Genomic DNA, 18,744 nt, shown 5'->3' with positions numbered 1-18,744 from the left:
AACACCTCCACTATGGCACATCGATGCCGTCGGGGGGCGTCCACCCCATCACCCATTTTCGGTCATCCACCACCGCCCGGAGCCTGCCCGGAACCTGAAATGCGGCTTGTGCGCCTTGGACACAATCACGAGGAGTTTCGTTGCCACCCTCATCGCAGACAAAGCAACCCATTAGAGCAATATTTATGACTTGATGCTTGTGCTTTGGAAAATTCGTCACGGCTACTGAGACCCGTGACGGCGCGCCCGAAAACATTAGACAAGGATGTCACAATTTGGCATAGTCTAGGTACGGTTTGAATGGCGTATAAATTGCGTTGGGCACACATTGTGGGACCGATTAATGTGGCTTAATATTTCAAAAAGCATATCAAATACATACACTTGACTTGAGAAAACCACCCGCAATATAAAGCTATACGAGAATTAATTTATCTCTCTGCGGCAAGATTTGTACATGATTTCATGCACGGACGAAATTTTTCGTCGGTCGCCTCGCACCGCCACGTACCACTACTTAAAACCGTAGCGTTGGATTGGTTACAGATAGACCTCGCCTCTTGATATATTCACTATCTGCGTTGGGCAGGTTGCCACGCCCTCCCCGGTCAGTTACGTATACTTTATGCAAAAAACCTCCTCGCGCTTAGCTGTTTTGACCCTTTTAACGGCGTGCGCTGCACCGGCAGTGAGCCAGACGCCAGAACCGGCCCCGCGTGCGATTTCGGTCGAGGAACAATCGATCTCCGACCTAGGCCGAATGATGGATTCGGGCAGAGTCGGCAGTGTTGATCTCGTGCGCGGATATATGGATCGGATTCGCAAGATCGATCGTCAAGGGCCAAGTCTCAACAGCGTCATCGCAGTCATGCCCGATGCGATGAAAGAGGCGCGTCTGAGGGACGCCGAGCGCAAGGCGGGCAAATTGCGCGGTCCTCTCCACGGTATTCCCGTGCTGATCAAGGATAACATCGAGGCAGCAGGGCCTGTGCCAACCACCGCTGGCTCTACTGCCCTGTCGGCAAACATCACCAACCGTGACGCCCCACTGGTCGCGCGGCTCAGAGCTGCGGGGGCGATCATACTGGGCAAGACCAACTTGTCGCAATGGGCCAACATCCGGTCGACGGGCTCGACCAGCGGCTGGTCGAGCGTTGGGGGCCTGGTGAAGAACCCTTATGCTCTGGATCGAAACGCGTGCGGATCATCATCGGGCAGTGGTGCAGCGGCTGCCGCGAGCCTGGCTGCGATCGCGATCGGTACCGAAACCGATGGATCGATCACATGTCCCGCATCGATGAACGGCCTTGTAGGATTCAAGCCCACCGTCGGCCTGGTGTCGCGCACGCATATTATCCCTATCAGCCACAGTCAGGATACCGCCGGGCCAATGGCACGCAGCGTCATGGACGCAGCGATCATGCTGACGGTTTTGGCTGGCAGCGACGTTGCGGATCCAGCAACCCAGCAGGCTGACTCCCGGCGTACCGATTATGCGAAGGATTTATCGCGCAATTATCTGCGGGGCGTACGGATTGGCATCCTGACCGATCGTACGGGCAACAACGCTGGCGTGAGGACAGTGTTTGCGGCTGCGCTGGGTCAGTTGTCGGCGCTAGGCGCAGTGCTGGTCGAAATTGCCGACAGCAGGACCGGCCTTGAAGAATTGCGCGAAGCCGAGCGCAAGGTGCTGATGACCGAGCTCAAAGCAGACATGAACGCGTATCTGGCGACAACGCCGGCGGGTGTGTCTAGTCGAACACTCGCCGATCTCATTGCCTTTAACAAGTCCCATGCCGCCACCGAATTGGCATGGTTCGACCAGGATCAGTTCGAGCTCGCGGAAAGCCAGAAGGGTCTTGATGATCCCGAGTATATCGAGGCGCTCGCCAAGTCGCGCCAACTGGCAAGAGAAGAGGGTATCGATCGCTTGATGAAGCAGCACGACGTGATGTTTCTCATCGGACCCAGCAATGGCCCGACCTGGGTCTCCGATCTTGTCAACGGCGACAATTTTGGACCGCCCAGTCAGAGCCAGCTGGCTGCCGTAGCGGGTTATCCGCATATAACCGTGCCGATGGGGAACGTTTCCGGGCTTCCGGTGGGACTGTCATTCATCGGCAAACAATGGGCGGATCATGACGTGATCAAGGCGGGCTATGCGTTTGAGCAGGCGGCTGGTGCGCGGGTCGCGCCTGCCTATCGACCGCATGCCGATGCAATAGCCGATCCCGCGCAGCCGCTGGCAAGTGTCGAATAGCTTTGCCGGATATCAGATGATCGGCGAGCCCATCGCGCTGCCCGGGACGACACGCGACATGACATTTGGGCCGCCCAGGCGGCCCAAATGAGATTCATTTCTTTCGCAGCTGTTGCCAAAGATATGTAAACTCGGCGGCCCGCGCGACCGACCTGCGCCTCCAGTCGCCGGGTGCCGGGCCACCGGCAAGCTCCCAATAATGCCCGCCCTGGTCGTCCTCGAAATAAAGCGAAGCATGGCCCTGTTGCCGAAGCCGTTCCGCATAGCGCCGCGCATGGCCGGGAAGCACGCGATCATCATCGGTTGCGGTGATGATCAGCGGAACGGGATAGCGCGTTTCCGGTCCGGCAATCGTCTGCATCGGCGAGTATGTCCGCAGGAATGCGCGGTCTTCGGCCACGTCGGGGTCGCCATATTCGGCGAGCCACGAGCCGCCCGGCGGCAGCCGATGGAAATCGAGCATGTCGATCAAGGGACCGCCGACCACGACCGCATTCATCAGCTCGGGCTGGCGCTGCATGACCGCTGCGACCAGCAGCCCACCGTTCGAGCGACCGATAATCCCGGTGAACGCGGGCGAGCTGATCTTGCGGCGGTGCACATCGCGCAGCACGGCTTCCATATCGTCAAAGGCCAGCGGGTGCCCCTCGCGCATCGTGGCGCGATGCCATGCTGGCCCGTGCTCGCCCCCTCCGCGCAGGTTGGCGTGGATGTACACGCCACCTTTCTCGAGCCAGAGCTTCCCGAAGATCGGCTCGTAGCGCGGGGTGACCGCGACATCATAGCCGCCATAGCCATAGACCAGTGTCGGGGTCTGGCCATCAAACGCCAGATCGCTTTTGTGCATCACGGTGTAGCTAATGCGCGTGCCGTCGGCGCTGACGGCATGATAGCGGTTGGTTACAAGATTGCGCGCATCGAACGCGGCTGCGCGCTGATATAGCTGCTGTTGCGCTCCAGTATCGGGATCGACCAGGCTGATCGTGGCTGGCGTCAGCGGCGATTCCTGCTGGACCAGGATCTTGCCGTCTGCCGTTCCCAATATGCTGACAAATCGATCATCCGCGAGCGGCACCAGCCGGGGGCGCAAGCCGGGGGCGTCTGTGGCCAGCTCCTCAAGGCGGCTATATCCATCGTGCAACAATTCGACGAACAGCCGGTTTCCGACGGTGACCACGCCGCGCACGGCGTCATCGCCCGATGGCATATAGAGCAAAACAGGGACTGCGATTTCGGCACGCTCGATCAGGGCGGCAAGGTCGATGCCGACCAGGCTTCCGGCGGCGAAGGTCTGACCGCCCGGCAGCGGTGTCCAGTCCACCTCGGGGCGCAGCAGCAGCCTGCCGTCGTGGACACCATAGCTGTCGGCAAGCTCTGGAAGCGGCAGTCTGGTGGACGTGCCGGCAAGGTCCATCAGCCAGAATTCCTGGCGTTCAAAATCGACGCCGCGCACCGCGACGAACTTGGGCGATCCGGCAGCCTTGATCAGCGTTACGGATAACGATGCGTCATGGTCGTTGATGGTGAATATCGGCTTGGTGCGCGCAATCTGCTCCCCGCGCTTCCACACACGTAGGGTTTTGGGAAAGAGCGATGCGTTGAGGCTCGACCGCCCGAGAACCGGTGCGACCAGCACGGTATCGTCATCATACCACCACAGGCGGTGCTTGCCTTCGGGGAGCCTGAAGCCATCGGTGACAAAATTAGCGGTGGCGAGATCGAACTCGCGAATCTCGGCGGCATCCTTGCCATTGTCAGACAGCTGGACGAGGCAGCGACCGTTGGCGCGGCAGCTTGCACCGCCAAAGATCCACCGGCGACCTTCCTTCTGGCCCAGCGCGTCGAAATCGATCAGCGTTTGCCATTCGGGCTTGCCGGCTAGCCAGGCTGCCTGCGGACTGCGCCGCCAGACGCCCATCGGAGAGTTCCGGTCCTGCCAGTATTGCGTCATGAAACCCGGCGTCATCCGCAGGCCTTCCAGCCGGTCGGGCGTGGTCAGAACTTCGGCGGCTTCCTGCCGAAAGACGTCAAATGCCGGATCGGCCTGCAGGGTTTTTAGCGTCGCGCCATGCTCGCGCTTCACCCAATCGAGCGCCTTTGTACCGTAACTGTTGTCGAGATACGCTGGTCCGTGCACCTCGCCATCGGCGGCGGTTTGTGCGGCAGCAGGTGTGGCCAAGCCAACGTACGCGGCGAGGCCGGCGATCGCGACCGTGTGCAGCAGCGAGTTCATATTCATGATGATCAGCCTCAAATCTTCGATACAGGCGGACAGATGCCGGTCTGCACCGCAGACCGGCATCGCTCGGCGTCTTTAGAACCGAAGCTTGACTCCGGTGTAGAAGAACTGGCCCGTCACGGGATAGATTTCCACCCCGGTGAAGCTGCCGGCACCGCCAGCGCGAGTTTCAGGCAGGAACGGAGGCTGGCGATCAAACAGGTTGTCGATGCCGACAAAGAACCGCATGCCCTCCTTGAGCTCATAGCCTGCCTGCATGTTGAAGAGGAAGAAATCCGGAGCCTTCGTGGTCGCCCGGTTGTCTTCCGGCTGGACCGGCTGAACATCACGTTGCATCGACGAGAAATATGTCAGCGTCCCTGTGAGATCAAACGGCTGGAAGTTCCAGGTCGCGCTTGCCCGCCCCTTCCACTCGGGGAAACCATATTCTCCGTTGAAGTCGATAACGTTGCTGCCAGTAATTGTGCCAGGCGCAATCACTGTTGTCACCTTCATCATATGGGTTCCAACGAAATTGAAGCTGACTGAGCCCATGTCGCCCAGCGACTGGAGATAGCGCAGTTCAAGATCGATGCCTTCTCGATCGAGCCGAGATACGTTGATGTTCTGCCGACGGATTTGGTTGATCGATCCATCCGCCGCACGGGTAACCGAGTCACAGAAGGCGTTATTGGTGGATGTCAGATCGACGCAGTTGTTGAGAATGTCCTGCGCGCCAAAAACGTTGATGGCGTTGCTGATCTTGATTTTAAAATAGTCGATTGTGGCGCTGAAGCCGGGCAGAAAAGACGGAGCAATCACGGCGCCTGCGGTGAATGTGTCAGCCGTTTCAACATCCAGCTGTGAATTGCCGCTCGTGGAGGTCCGGATGTTTATCGTGCGCGCATTAGATACGAAGTTTGCAGGAACCCCGATTGCCGTACAATTCGCGCGGCGCGAAGACGATCCGCCACTGATGAAATTGACATCGCATGGATCGTCGACGGTGATGAAGCCTTCGCTACCTGGAGAGAATAGCTCACCAACATTCGGCGCACGAACGGCACGTGCGAGCACCGAGCGGAACCTGATGTCCGAGATCGGCGCCCAGGTACCGCCGACTTTCCAGCTCGTGACGCGGCCAGACGTCGAATAGTCGGACGTGCGGACTGCGCCTTCCAGCTCAAGCCTCTTAAAGAAGGGGCGATCGGTCAGAAGCGGAACGACGACTTCGCCATAGAACTCGAGCACGTCAAATTGCCCGGCCGTCGACTGGCGCCGCGTGAAAAAGAACCCTTGCCCGGCCTGATCAACGGGTGAGACCAGATAGGTGCTTTCCTCCTTTCGATATTCGACGCCGCCAGCGAAGGATATGTCGCCCGCTCCCCAGAAATCACCGATTGATCCGGTGATATTGGCTGTTCCGACTAGCTGTGTCAGCTTGGCCGTTTCAGTTGCGAACGGTATGCGGATGTAGTTCACGCCGGCCGGGCTGATGGCAGCCCCGGTCTGCAGAAAGTTGATCGGCACGCAGCCTTGCGCGCGAGCAACTTCCGAACGGCAGACGATCGCGCCGTTGGCATCGCGCACTGCATCGAGTGCATTTAGGAATTTAGCCTGATCGACATCGTTGACCCGCGTGTTGGTAAAATTGACCGTGCCGTATTGCACCGATGCATCGTAACGCAGGTCGCCAAGGCCGATCATGCCGCGAGTACCAGCCACCAGCTGGAACAAATCGCGGTTGGTATCCTGACCTCTAAGGCCCAGCTCCTGATCCGAGCGCAACACCCCGATGCTAGTGACGTTTGCCTGAACCATCAAAGCTCGCAGGGATGGCGTCACAAACGGGTTGTTGATGCTGATCCTGTTGGTCGTGGGCGGGATCTCGAACACCGAACCGAAGCGCGATGACGATTTCGTGTTTGCAAAGCGCCCTTCGAAATACAGCTCTGCCGAGTCGTTGAATTCGTAATGGCCCGCCATTGAAATCAGCACGCGTTCTACAGGAATTTTTAGGGCGCATTTGGCTTGTGGGCACTGTGCGTCGTAGCCCAGTTCTGCCTCGCCACCGTCGGTAATCTGGCCTCCGCCGATCAGACCCGACGGTCCAAGCCCGAAGCTGCGAACCGAGCCATCGGCGTTGAACGCAAATGCTTCGGTGCCTGCGCCGCGATTGAGTAGAAACATCGATTCCTGCTGACCACCCAGCTGCCGAACATTTGCTAGGGTGACGAAATCATCGATCCCGTCTGCGGGCCCGGTGTTTGCGGGATTGGGCACCCAGTTAAGGCCGGATATAGCCCGCTTGCGCTGATCAAAGCCAATCCCACCTTCCGAAGTGTAAGCTACGTGCCCGGTGATATTGCCGCGACCATCAGCAAAGTTGGCCCCGGCCGTGGCATTGATCGAATACCGGTCCGCGTCCCCGCGCGAAGACGTGCCAAGCTGGCCGCCTAACTCAATACCGTCAAAATCTCGCTTGAGGATGAAATTTACCACGCCGGAGACCGCGTCGGCGCCGTAGACAGCCGATGCACCACCTGTGATGACCTCTACGCGCTCAATCATGGGGGTTGGGATGGTGTTGATATCAACCGCGGTGGTATTAGGATTGGAACCCACCTGCCGCCGCCCATTGACCAGTACGAGAGTCCGGTTGGTGCCCAGCGAGCGTAGGTCCAGGAGGTCCAGACCAGCGCCATTGAACGTTACGCCAGAGCTTTCTGACGAGAGACCTGGTGACAAGGCTGGAAGCTGGCGAAGCAAATCGCCGGCGCTCACTATCCCTGCCGCTTCGACCGAAGCTGAATCAAGCATGACAGTTGGGGTCGAGGTATCTGCGCCCGTGCGAACAATCCGCGACCCAGTGACGATTATTTCTTCAGCAGCCTCAGGTTCAGATGAACTCGGCAGCGCGCTTTGTGCTTGCGCAGATTGCATGCAGATTGGGGAGAGCAGTGCCACAGAGCCAAGAAGTACGTTCCTAACATTATACATGAGGTGACCCCTTTATATCAGTTTATCGCGACGGATATCCGTCACGGTACGCATCATTCCGTTCCCTGCTTGCTCAATCGTATTTTGTATACGTTATGTCCATCGTATACGATTCTTGAGGCGGCGCAACACGCTTTGGAAAAAAAATGCAGACCTTCTTCGCAGATTGGCGAGAAGCATTCTTGGTGACATATTAGGGGCTTAGCGAGATGCCGGCTGACGATAGATCGGCCAAATTCACCATCGCCAACGGCTCGCCAGGAATGCTGATGACGCGCGCTTGAAGTGATTTATGGACGCTTAGGCCTCCTACCTGACCACCAATCTAGCTGAAGCTCTCCGTTGCGGATGCTGTACGTCGACTATCAACAACGACTTCGCGTTTGCAGATTTCGCCCCAGTAGGGAGCTTACAGCGAATACCAGTTGGTACACCCCGCTCAATCTGGCGGCATGAACACGACTTTTCCATTCGCAGCGCGCAAATCGTGAAGCGACTGGCGGACTCGATATTCGATCCATCAATCATTCCTCGCATAGGACCGAAGCACCTGCATGCGCTCACATGTGCGATCGCAGCTTGTACTCAGCCATTCTGCCGGTCGAGATGCGCGAATTCTGAGGATCCCGCTTAATTCAGAGCTGGCCCAAGCACGGCTTTTTTAATCCCGCATACCTATCAAGCGCCATGGGCTGACGCTGGGCAGAAATACCCGGCCACGTGGCGGTTGCAAGGCTATGGAGGAATACCCCAGTGCACCGTAATGGCCATTCGCCCCCGGTTCAAACGCATGCCGCGCCTTGGCGTGAAACGCACATTCATATTGTATAGGGCCGAAAGACCCTACTGCTTTGGAGTAGTATGTCGATAGGGAGACATGAATATAAAACACCAGAAATCTATAGACAGTAATATCGTAAAATGGCATAGTTTCGATTGTCGGAAATAGACGCGAAAGACACAAGGGAACCCCTGTGGGAATTGAAATCGGCACAGGTTAATTTTACAAATTATATCAAATACATGCAGTTAACTTGGGAAAACCACCCGCTCCGCCAGTACTCTTTCGGGCTTGTTGACCCGATCCTCAGGACAGGCTGCCATGGCCATTGACCACCCCCGCCTTGCGCGCACCTCCATGTTGGCGATCAGCTTTGCCGCGATGGTGCTGCTGGCAGGGTTGCTGCGGCAGACGGGGGATGCGATCGGGGGCCTGCTGGACTTGACGCTGGATGGGACATCGGCACGCGTGCTGCTCGCGCAGCTCTCGCCCTATCAGCGCGATGTGCATGCCCACGCCACCATGCTCTACGATGGGCTGTATCCACTGGCCTATGGTGCGTTTTTTGCGGGATTGGCGATCCGGCTGGGCGGCCGCCCGGCGCGCTGGATCGCGCTGGTGATGCTCGCGGGCATGATCACCGATTATGCCGAAAACATCATTCAGTTGCTGGCGCTCAGCGGGCGCGCGGATTGGCTGGATGCCAAGACGGTGATCACCCCGCTCAAGTTCGCCTTGACCGGAACAGCGGTGATCGCGACCGTGGTGCTTGCGGCACGGGCCGCGCTGCGCAGGCTGCGTCGCTAGACGCTGTGCGCTGAGCGCTCAGGCGCGCGCCTTCCCCCGGAATCGCCAGCCGCCGATCGGCTCCCAAGGCCCTCCCAGATAGCGGTGCAACGCCAGCCCGGTGATGATCAATGGCCGCGGCGCAAACTCTGCCGTCAGCGCCTGCAGCAACGCCTTTGCGGCGGCGGGCTCCACCTTGTTCTGAACCGTGATGTGCAACCTTGGCCGTCCCTGATCCTGCGCGGTGAGCAGACCGTGAAGGCCCTCTGCCATCATCTCGCGGATCGCCAGAAGACCGGGGGAATGGATACGATAGGCGACCCCCCGCCCCAGGTTCATGACCTCGCTCAGCCGGGCATCGGGCGCAGCGAACTCGGCGGCCAGCGCCTTGGTCCGCGCCACGGCCTCGGCCTCATAGGCGCCCGGCAAATGGTGGAACAGCGTGACATGCGCATCGAGAACGTTGCGCTCGGGCGGAAAATGCGCGGTTCGCAGCGCGTTGGCCCAGGCCTGGTCGGCCGCCCCCATGGTGGCGGTCATGATGATCGGTTCGTGTCCCACCCGTCTGCCTTAGCCCGGTGCATCGGATACACAAAGGGGGCGCCGAGCAATGTTGCTCGACGCCCCCCGCTTGCGACCCGTCAGGGATAGCGTGCGCAGCTGCCTTATGCGGGCTCGGGCTGCTTGATCTTGAGCTTGGCGAGCACGTTTTCAGGCGCGGTTTCACCATAGGGATCTTCATCAAGACCGTAATCGTTGATGCCGGGTTCTTCAAACCATTCGGTGACCACGCCGTCATCGACGACCATGGCATAACGCCAGCTGCGCTCACCGAAGCCGACGTGATCCTTGCGGATCAGCATGCCCATGCGGCGGGTGAAGTCGCCCGAACCATCGGGGAGCAGCTTCACCTTCTCGACGCCGAGCGACTTGCCCCACTGATACATCACGAACGAGTCGTTGACCGATACACAGTAGATTTCATCGATGCCCTGGGCACGGAAGTCGTCGTACATGGCTTCGAAACCGGGGACCTGCGAGTTCGAGCAGGTTGGCGTGAAGGCGCCGGGGAGCGAGAAGATGATGACGCGCTTGCCGGCTACCAGATCGCCGGTGAGCTGGTCCTGCCAGCGAAACGGATTGGCTCCTTCGATGCTGTCATCGCGCACGCGCGTTTTGAGGCAGACATTGGGAACATTGCGTCCGATCATGCGGAAACTCCTTTGAACGATGGGGAATGTGTTTTGCACTGCAGCATGTAGTTAGCATGGCCGCCGGTGTGAAATGAATAGATTGGGCTGGCCTGATCGCTTTTTTCGATGAGTTGATCGCATTCACCGGGACAGTCCGGTTGGACCGGGTGCATGGTTACATGACATGCTTGTCAAAAGGAGCAGATAGCTTCATTTTGGATGTGTTTGGAGGATTTGAATGCTGATGTCGCGCCCGCTTGGCTGGTTCTGGTTGCTGGCGATTGCGTTGCTTGCGTGGAATATCATCGGTCTGGTGGCATTGCTGTTCGATCCGGTGATCGGGCTGGGCGATGTGAGCAAGCTCGATCTGGCCCAGCAAGTGCTATATGCCTCGCGCCCCGCCATCGCGTTCTACGGCTTCGTGCTGGCGGCAGTGGCCGGGACGGCAGGCGCCATCGCGCTGCTGCTGCGGCGCAGCGTTGCTGTGTGGCTGTTCATTGCATCGGCAATCGGGCTGGTGCTGCAGAACGCATGGCTGTTTGCAGACCCGGCCAATCTGACGGTCGAGGTTTTGGGATTTCAGCTGCTGGTGGCAGGATCGATCGCTCTGGCCATCTGGCTGGCGCTGACCGCTAAGAAACGCCGCTGGAGCCTGTAATCAACCCCGGGCGCCGCAGCGCAACTCGATCGATCTACATCTCTCCGCGCGCGCGGCGTAGCGCGAACCATTTTTCGACGTTGCGGTTGTGATCGGCCAGCGTGTTGGCGAAGACATGCCCGCCGGTACCATCGGCAACGAAGTACAGTGCCTCGGTGCGCGCCGGATTGAGCACCGCCTCGATCGACGCGCGGCCCGGGTTGGTGATCGGTCCCTTGGGCAGGCCGGTCATGGCATAGGTGTTGTAATCGTTGACGTCGGCGATCTCGGACTGGCGAATGCGCCGTCCCAGCGGCTTGCCGCGCGTGATCGGATAGATGATCGTCGGGTCCGCCTGCAGCATCATGCCCTTGCGCAGCCGGTTGGAATAGACGCCGGCAATCATCCGGCGCTCGGACGCCTTGCCGGTTTCCTTCTCGACAATGGCAGCGAGCGTCACCGCCTCTTGCGGGGTCTTGACCACCGTGTCCGGCGACCGCTTGGGCCACAACTCGGCGATCGTATCCTGCATCGCCTTCTGCATCCGCAGCATCACCGCAATGCGCTTTTCGCCACGCTCGAAGCTGTAGCTTTCGGGAAGCAGCGAGCCCTCCTCGGGAACCGGAACCTCGCCGGTAAGCAGAGGCTCGCGCAGGAGCTTTTCTTGCACCACAATGCTGGGCATGCCCTCGGGCACCGTCACCATCCGCAGCACGACCTCGTCGCCCTGGAGGATGTTCAGGATCTGCGCATTGCTGGCTCCGGCCGGGATGATGAATTCGCCCGCCTTGATCGGATCATCACTGCCAAACACCTTTGCACGGTTCAGAAACGCTCCGGCCGAGCTGATCGCCCCCTCATCCTCGAGCACCTGCGCCGCGCGGGCAAGCGAGCTGCCCGACGGGATGACGACCGCCATCTCCTGCTGCGCCGGCCCGTCACCGGTCCAGCCCCAATAGAAATTGCCGCCAATCAGCAGAACCAGGGCCGCAGCCCCGGCCAGAACGATGCATCCCAGACGGCGCAGCATGATAGGGTCAGACCGCCTTCATGATGAGGCTGGCATTGGTGCCGCCGAAGCCGAAGCTGTTGTTGAGCACGGCGGTGACCTTGCGCTTCTTGGCAGTGAGCGGCACGAGATCGACGCCCTCGCAGCCCTCGCTCGGGTTGTCGAGGTTGAGCGTCGGCGGCACGATCTGGTCGCGGATCGCCAGAATGCAGAAGATCGCCTCGACCGCGCCCGCGCCGCCCAGCAGATGGCCGATGGCCGATTTGGTCGAGCTCATCGACACATCGGAAATGGCATCGCCGAACAGCCGCTTGACCGCGCCCAGTTCGATGGTGTCCGCCATCGTCGAGGTGCCGTGCGCGTTGATGTAATCGATATCGGATGGCGTCATGTTCGCGCGTTTCAGCGCCATTTCCATCGCACGATAGGCGCCGCTGCCTTCGGGATGCGGCGCGGTCACGTGATAGGCGTCGCCAGACAGGCCATAGCCCACCACCTCGGCATAGATCTTCGCGCCGCGCGCCTTGGCATGTTCGTATTCCTCGAGCACGACGACGCCTGCGCCCTCGCCCATGACGAAGCCATCGCGATCCCGGTCATAGGGGCGGCTGGCCTGTTCGGGGCGGTCGTTGTAGGTCATGTTCAGTGCGCGCGCCTGCGCAAACCCGGCGATGCCGATCGGGCAGATGGTGGCCTCTGCGCCGCCCGCCACCATGATATCGGCATCGTCCAGCGCGATCATTCGCGCCGCATCGCCGATCGAGTGCGCGCCGGTCGAGCACGCGGTGACGACGGCGTGGTTGGGCCCCATCAGGCCGTATTTGATCGACACCTGGCCCGAGATGAGGTTGATCAGCCGGCCGTGGACGAAGTGGGGCGACACGCGCCCCGGACCCTTTTCGGCAAGCAGCAGCGATTCACTTTCGATCCCCGGCAACCCGCCGATGCCCGAACCGATCGAGCACCCCGCGCGGAAGCGTTCTGCCTCGCTCATCTCGGTGAGCCCGGCATCCTCGAGCGCCTGGCCTGCAGCATCGATGCCGTAGATGATGAACGGGTCGACCTGACGCTGGACCTTGTGATCGACTCGCTTGTCGGCATCAAAGCCCCAGGGATGGTCCTTGGGCTTGACCTCGCAGGCGATGCGGCACTTCTGATCGCTGGCATCAAACCGGGTGATCGGTCCCGCGCCCGACCTGGCGGCGATGAGGTTGGCCCATGTCGTCTCGACATCCGCCCCCAGCGGCGTGACCAGTCCCAGACCCGTTATGACTACACGGCGCATACGCCTTCACTCCTGCATGTCTTCAGCGCGATCAGCCGATCCGGATGGTCCCGGGATCGCTGACCGGAACAAAAAATGGCTTCCCCGGTCGCCGTGCGACAGACAGGGAAGCCATCCGATTTCACATGGTCGCCATCTGCATCATGGCGACGCTGCCCACCTGCGGCCGCTGACGCGGCTTGCGCAGGGTCATTGGGCCCAGCCCCTGTTTCAGCCGCAGATCAGCCCTTGTGGCTGTCGATGTATTCGATGGCATCGTTGACGGTGCTGATCTTCTCGGCGGCGTCGTCGGGAATTTCAACTCCGAACTCTTCCTCGAAAGCCATCACCAGCTCGACGATGTCGAGGCTGTCAGCGCCCAGATCGTCGATGAAGCTTGCGTCCTCGGTGACCTTCTCTGCTTCCACGCCGAGATGCTCGATCACGATCTTTTTAACGCGGTCCCCAGTTTCACTCATTCAGAGTTCCTTCAATTATGTGTCAAATGGATGTGCGAACGTAAATACCCGCCCGCCCTAATGCCGGTTTTGGTCGCTGGCAAGAGGCGGGCGCAGGCAAAGATGGTGCATGCGCCGTATCGCCGTCTCGCTGCGAGGGATTACAACATGGCCATGCCGCCATTCACATGCAACGTCTGTCCGGTGACATATCCCGCCTCGCGACTGGCAAGGTACACGACGGCTGCGGCGACGTCATGACCTTCGCCAAGCTTGCCTGCCGGAATGCGTCCCAGCAACGCGGTTTTCTGGCCCTCGGGCAGCACCTCGGTCATCGCCGAAGCGATGAAGCCTGGTGCAACGCAGTTGACTGTGATGTTGCGGCTGGCAAGCTCTGCTGCCAGCGCCTTCGACATGCCGACAAGACCAGCCTTGGATGCGGCGTAGTTGGCCTGCCCCGGATTCCCGGTGGCACCGACGACGCTGGTGATCGAGATCATCCGCCCAAAGCGCGCCTTCATCATCGGCTTGGCAGACGCGCGGCACAGCCGGAAGGCGGCCTCGAGATTGACGCGGATGACATCGGACCATTCCTCGTCCTTCATCCGCATCGCCAGGTTATCCCGCGTGATGCCGGCATTGTTGACGAGGATGTCGAGCCCGCCCAGCGCCTCGACCGCGCGCGGCACAAGGCCATCGACCGCTGCAGAGTCGGACAGGTCGCACGCCAGCGTGACATGGTCCCCGCCCAGCGTGCCTGCGAATTCCTTGAGCTTGGCCTCGTTGCTGCCCGACAGCGCCAGCCGCGCGCCATGCTCGGCCAGCCCGCGCGCAATCGCCGAACCGATACCGCCGCTGGCACCGGTGATGAGGGCGGTCATGCCTGTAAGATCGAACATTCGGGTCTCCTGACTGTTAACGCCTCTCCCCTGGCGGGAGAGGCCGCGAGACTTGGCGGCTTTGCCGCCTAGTCGCAGCGAGAGAGGGGGATGCGCACACCGCCCCGCCCTCTCCAACATCGGCTAGGCAGCAAGCTGCCAAGCCTTCGTATCCTCCCCCGTCAGAGGGAGGAATAAGTATCACACCGCCTCCAACAGGCTCTCTATATCACGCATGTCGACCAGGCTGTCGCAGGCCACATCGTCGACGATCCGCTTGATCATCGGGACCAGAACCTTGCCGCCCAGTTCAATGAACTGATCGATTCCGGCGGCATGCATCGCGATGACGGATTCGCGCCAGCGCACCATGCCGGTGACCTGCTCGACCAGCAGCGCGCCGATTTCGGCAGGATCACTTACCGGCGCCGCGGTGACATTGGCAAACAACGGTACGATCGGCTTTCGGATTTCGGTTTCGGACAGCGCGCCGGCCATTCGGTCGGCGGCGGGCTGCATCAGCGCGCAGTGGAACGGTGCCGACACCGGCAGCATCATCGCCTTGCGCGCACCCAGCTCCTTCGCGATCGGCAGGCAGCGCTCGACCGCGCTGGCATGGCCCGAGATCACCGCCTGGCCGAAGGCGTTGTCGTTGGCGACCGCGCAGACTTCCCCCTGAGCCGCCTGCTCGGCGGCCTTGACGGCTTCGTCAAATTCGATGCCCAGAAGGGCTGCCATCGCGCCGACACCAACAGGCACCGCCGCCTGCATCGCCTGGCCACGGATCTTTAGCAGCCGTGCGGTGGTCGCCAGATCGAAAGACCCTGCCGCGCACAAAGCGGTGTATTCGCCCAGGCTGTGCCCGGCGACATAGTCAAAGCGCACCGGGCTGCCCGATCCTGCCTCATGCTGCAGCGCGCGCAGCGTGGCGATGGAATTGGCCATGATCGCGGGCTGCGCGTTCTCGGTGAGCTGCAGCGCATCCGCATCGCCCTCGCACATCAGCCGGAACAGGTTCTGCCCCAGCGCATCGTCGACCTCCTGGAAGACCTCGCGCGCCTGGATGCTGCTGGCGGCGAGCTCCTTGCCCATGCCGATCTTCTGGCTGCCTTGTCCGGGAAAAATGAATGCGCGTGTCATGATCCTGCTGTCCCTCGCCCCGATCTGGTTCGCCGCCGCAAGGCCCCCTGGCCTCGCGCGACAAGCGCCGCCCGTTATCCCCGATGCCGCAGCGTTGCAAGGTGCTTGCGGGCTCTTAATCGATCACTTAACACCTGGTCATGGACGATACACTTTTCTCCCAGCAGCTGGAAATGGTTTGCCGGGCCAGGCTGGCAGGCCAAGGTCCGCTGACCGGACTGCAGCGACTTTCCGGCGGGGCCAGCATGCAAAGCTGGCGGTTTGCCTGGGGTCACGACCTGCTGATCCTGCGGCGAATGCCCGACGGCCTGAGCGGCGACGATGCGGCGATCGGATCGGACAGCCTGTCGCTTGAGGGGCAGGCAGATGTCATCGCATGCGCTGGCGAGCACGGCGTGTCGGCGCCGGCCGTCCGCGCGCGCCTGCATCCGGAAGACCATCTTGGCGAGGGCTTTATCATGGACTGCGCGCCCGGCGAGGCCTTGCCGCAGGTCCTGCTGCGCGACCCCGCGTTCGCCACCGCTCTGGATCGCCTGCCGCACCAATGGGCAGAGCAACTGGCAGCGATCCATGCCGTTCCGCCCGAACGGCTGCCGGCCGAGCTGAACGATCGCAGCCCCGCCCAGATGCTGCGCGATCTCGAACACCGCTGGCGCGCGCTCGGCGGGGTTTCGCCTGTCTATGCACTGGCGTTCGGCTGGCTTGAGCGCGCCCTCCCCGATCCTGTCGAGCCGCGGCTGTGCCATGGCGACTTTCGTATGGGCAATTTGCTGGTCACCCCCGAAGGACTGTCCGCTGTGCTCGACTGGGAACTCGCACATCTGGGCGATCCGGTGCAGGATCTGGCCTTCGGCTGCATTCCGAGCTGGCGGTTTGGTCGATACGACCAGATGCTGGGTGGTTTTGCCCAGCCGGACGACATGCTGGCGCGGTATGAAGCGCTGACCGGCACAAAGGTCGATCCGGCGCGGTTCCGGTTCTGGCTGGTTTATTCATGCCTGTGGTGGGGCGTGTGCTGCCTGATCATGGCGGATATCTGGCGGCGTAGCGGCAGCGACGGCCCCGAGCGGCTGGTGATCGGACGGCGGGTGTCGGAGGTCGAGATCGACCTGCTGCTGATGCTCGCGGAAGATCTGCCACTGCCCGATGCGCCGATGGAGTGGCCCGAGACGGAGACGCCAACGGATAGCGGCGTGCCCGGAGCAGCTGCCTTGATCGGGGCAGTCAGCGGCTGGATCGAGCGTGCCATCGCGACCGACGCGCAAGGGCATGCCCGGTTCGAGGCGAAAGTCGCGATCAACGCTTTGGGCATCGCCGCGCGCGACGCCGCGATGGGCGCGCCATTTGCCGCCAGGCAACGCCGGCGCCTGGAGGGCATCGGTCTGGATGGCGAGATCCTGGCGGCTATGCTGCGTCGCGACCCCGCCGCGATGACCCCGGCCATCCACACCCATCTGCGGCATCTGGCTGTCGAAAACTGCCTGATCGACCAGCCCCGTTATGCTGGGATCACGATCGCTCGCAGCCAATGGTGTCGGTCCGGATGATGGCGCCGGCCCCGAGCCCACAAAATTGATCGATATCAACTTTTTCCTCTTAAGCCGGAGGCAGCCCGGTCGTTAAGGCAGATGAAGAGTTAATTAAGGATGATTGGGCGCAACCGATGGCGGAACAGCAGGTACAGAGGGGCAATTTCAGGGACCGGATGAAGCTGGCCGCTTCCATCCTCGCTGGCCAGTCCAAGGTCGAGGAAGATGAGGGCCGCGAGGACTCGGTCTTCGAAAACATCAGCAAGCTTCAGTACCTCAAGGTCTTCTCGTTCCTCGAACAGGTCCAGCTCGACCCTGTCCCGGATCATTACCGACTGGCGTGGGAGTATCTCAACGGCGGCAACATGGCGCTGCGTGACGCGGTGAACCGCAAGCTTGATGCCAATGGCCGCCTTTCGGCCGAGATCGTCGCTGAAATCCTCGACGAGTGCGAAGGCCAGATGAAGGTCAAGGACCTGAACGCCTTGGTCGCCGAAAGCGAGGCGCTGCTGGCGGGCGGCTTCAAGACGCTCAACAAAAGCGGCAAGGAAAGCCAGGCCTATGCCGAGGTGCTGCAGTCGCGGCTCGACTGGATGCGGGATCTCGACCCGAGCGACCAGGCCGACATGCCGATCGAGGCCCAGTTCAAGGCCCTGCTCAAGATCACTTCGCAGATGCTGCAATCGACGAAAAAGGCCAGCGAAAGCCTCGACCAGAGCACCAAGAAGCTCAGCCAGATGCGCAACCGCCTCGACGAGGCGAACGACAAGGCACAGCGCGACCAGCTGACCGGCCTGCCCAACCGCTGGGCTTTCGAGCAGCAGTTCTCCGCCGCCGCCATCCGCGCCAAGGAACGCTTCGAGCCGCTTTCGGTCGCCTTCATCGACATCGACCATTTCAAGCAGGTCAACGATACGCATGGCCATGAGGCCGGCGACCGCGTGCTGCAACTGGTCGCCAAGACGCTCGACAGCTTCGGGCGCGGCAACTGCCATCTGGCGCGGCACGGCGGCGAGGAGTTCGTCATCGTGCTCGAAAACACCAGCACCCATGAGGCCAAGCAGCAGATCGATGCCGTCCGCGAAGAACTGGCCGAGCGCTCGCTGGTCAACAAGGACAACGGCCAGTCGATCGGCAAGGTGACATTCTCTGCCGGGGTCGCACCGTTCAATCCCGGCGAACCCAACCGCCAGGTGCTGCGCAATGCCGATGCCGCGTTGTACGAGGCCAAGAATTCCGGCCGCAATAAGGTGCTGATTTTCGGCGCCTCCAACTGATAGGGAATCTTCGCCAGATGCCGCTTTTTCTCGTCTCCACGCTTGCTTTCTTCAAGGCTTTGGGTATTAGCCCGCGCTTGCCTTCGGACGACTGATCGTCCCAAGCGCATTCGAAGAAGGCCGGAGGGGTGTGTCGCATGGTGCGCACATCAGCGATCGGCAGATGAGTAAAGGAAGCCAGCACATGCCGCTTTACGAGCATGTTTTTCTGGCGCGTCAGGACCTTTCGCAGGCCCAGGTAGACGCGCTGGCAGCAACAGCCACCGAGATTGTCGAACAGAACGCAGGCAAGGTCACCAAGACCGAGACCTGGG

At 60.9% G+C, this 18,744-nt stretch carries 15 protein-coding genes; 6 read left to right on the top strand and 9 right to left on the bottom strand.

The features are described 5' to 3' along the window. Positions 1-625 precede the first annotated feature (625 nt). Positions 626-2,260 carry an amidase gene (locus tag QUV11_RS16215; protein ID WP_300883926.1) on the top strand — a complete coding sequence of 545 codons (1,635 nt, stop codon included), beginning with the start codon at positions 626-628 and terminating at the stop codon, positions 2,258-2,260. Between the two features lie 94 nt (positions 2,261-2,354). Here the strand turns inward: QUV11_RS16215 and QUV11_RS16210 are convergent, their stop codons facing one another. Continuing rightward, entirely contained in the window at positions 2,355-4,499 is a 2,145-nt protein-coding gene (locus QUV11_RS16210; RefSeq protein WP_300883925.1) for a prolyl oligopeptidase family serine peptidase, read from the bottom strand. 75 nt (positions 4,500-4,574) lie between these two features. Further along, a complete protein-coding gene (locus QUV11_RS16205; RefSeq protein ID WP_300883924.1) occupies positions 4,575-7,445 on the bottom strand; it encodes a TonB-dependent receptor in 2,871 nt (956 codons plus the stop codon). A gap of 1,135 nt (positions 7,446-8,580) precedes the next feature. Between QUV11_RS16205 and QUV11_RS16200 the strand changes: the two genes are divergently transcribed. Further along, positions 8,581-9,066 (top strand): hypothetical protein, encoded by a 486-nt coding sequence (locus QUV11_RS16200; protein WP_300883923.1) that lies wholly within the window; start codon positions 8,581-8,583, stop codon positions 9,064-9,066. Positions 9,067-9,084: 18 nt separating this feature from the next. On the opposite strand, the gene QUV11_RS16195 is transcribed toward QUV11_RS16200, so the two are convergent. Further along, the gene (locus QUV11_RS16195; protein WP_300883928.1) at positions 9,085-9,585 is read right to left on the bottom strand and encodes a 2'-5' RNA ligase family protein; all 501 of its coding nucleotides are present in this window, start codon (positions 9,583-9,585) and stop codon (positions 9,085-9,087) included. Positions 9,586-9,710: 125 nt separating this feature from the next. Beyond that, complete coding sequence (locus QUV11_RS16190; protein ID WP_300883922.1) at positions 9,711-10,256, bottom strand: peroxiredoxin; 546 nt, start codon at positions 10,254-10,256, stop codon at positions 9,711-9,713. A gap of 220 nt (positions 10,257-10,476) precedes the next feature. Between QUV11_RS16190 and QUV11_RS16185 the strand changes: the two genes are divergently transcribed. Continuing rightward, the gene (locus QUV11_RS16185; protein WP_300883921.1) at positions 10,477-10,896 is read left to right on the top strand and encodes a hypothetical protein; all 420 of its coding nucleotides are present in this window, start codon (positions 10,477-10,479) and stop codon (positions 10,894-10,896) included. Between the two features lie 34 nt (positions 10,897-10,930). Here QUV11_RS16185 and mltG read toward each other — a convergent pair whose 3' ends face one another. The 5 genes from mltG to fabD form a co-directional block, all read right to left on the bottom strand. Beyond that, positions 10,931-11,905, bottom strand: coding sequence for an endolytic transglycosylase MltG (gene mltG, locus QUV11_RS16180; protein WP_300883920.1), 975 nt, complete (start codon positions 11,903-11,905; stop codon positions 10,931-10,933). A gap of 7 nt (positions 11,906-11,912) precedes the next feature. Further along, positions 11,913-13,169 (bottom strand): beta-ketoacyl-ACP synthase II, encoded by a 1,257-nt coding sequence (fabF, locus tag QUV11_RS16175; protein ID WP_300883919.1) that lies wholly within the window; start codon positions 13,167-13,169, stop codon positions 11,913-11,915. Positions 13,170-13,390: 221 nt separating this feature from the next. Continuing rightward, on the bottom strand, positions 13,391-13,627 hold the full coding sequence (locus tag QUV11_RS16170) for an acyl carrier protein (protein WP_023836488.1): 237 nt from the start codon (positions 13,625-13,627) through the stop codon (positions 13,391-13,393). 140 nt (positions 13,628-13,767) lie between these two features. Beyond that, positions 13,768-14,505, bottom strand: a complete 738-nt coding sequence (gene fabG / locus QUV11_RS16165) for a 3-oxoacyl-[acyl-carrier-protein] reductase (RefSeq protein WP_300883917.1) — start codon at positions 14,503-14,505, stop codon at positions 13,768-13,770. Between the two features lie 180 nt (positions 14,506-14,685). Further along, positions 14,686-15,624: an ACP S-malonyltransferase gene (fabD, locus tag QUV11_RS16160; protein ID WP_300883915.1), complete on the bottom strand. Its 939-nt coding sequence runs from the start codon at positions 15,622-15,624 to the stop codon at positions 14,686-14,688. Positions 15,625-15,764: 140 nt separating this feature from the next. Here fabD and QUV11_RS16155 point away from each other — a divergent pair, with 140 nt between their 5' ends. From QUV11_RS16155 to QUV11_RS16145, 3 genes are all read left to right on the top strand, one after another. Beyond that, positions 15,765-17,171: a phosphotransferase family protein gene (locus QUV11_RS16155; RefSeq protein WP_300883913.1), complete on the top strand. Its 1,407-nt coding sequence runs from the start codon at positions 15,765-15,767 to the stop codon at positions 17,169-17,171. 116 nt (positions 17,172-17,287) lie between these two features. Further along, on the top strand, positions 17,288-18,430 hold the full coding sequence (locus QUV11_RS16150) for a GGDEF domain-containing protein (RefSeq protein ID WP_300883912.1): 1,143 nt from the start codon (positions 17,288-17,290) through the stop codon (positions 18,428-18,430). Between the two features lie 184 nt (positions 18,431-18,614). Then, positions 18,615-18,744 (top strand): 30S ribosomal protein S6 (locus QUV11_RS16145; RefSeq protein ID WP_300883927.1); only part of this gene is annotated, 130 nt, incomplete at its 3' end.

The organism is Blastomonas sp. (assembly GCF_030373265.1).
Taxonomy (GTDB): domain Bacteria; phylum Pseudomonadota; class Alphaproteobacteria; order Sphingomonadales; family Sphingomonadaceae; genus Blastomonas.
The sequence above is the reverse complement of the archived record's forward strand: the minus strand, read 5'-3'. Positions and strand labels throughout refer to the sequence as shown.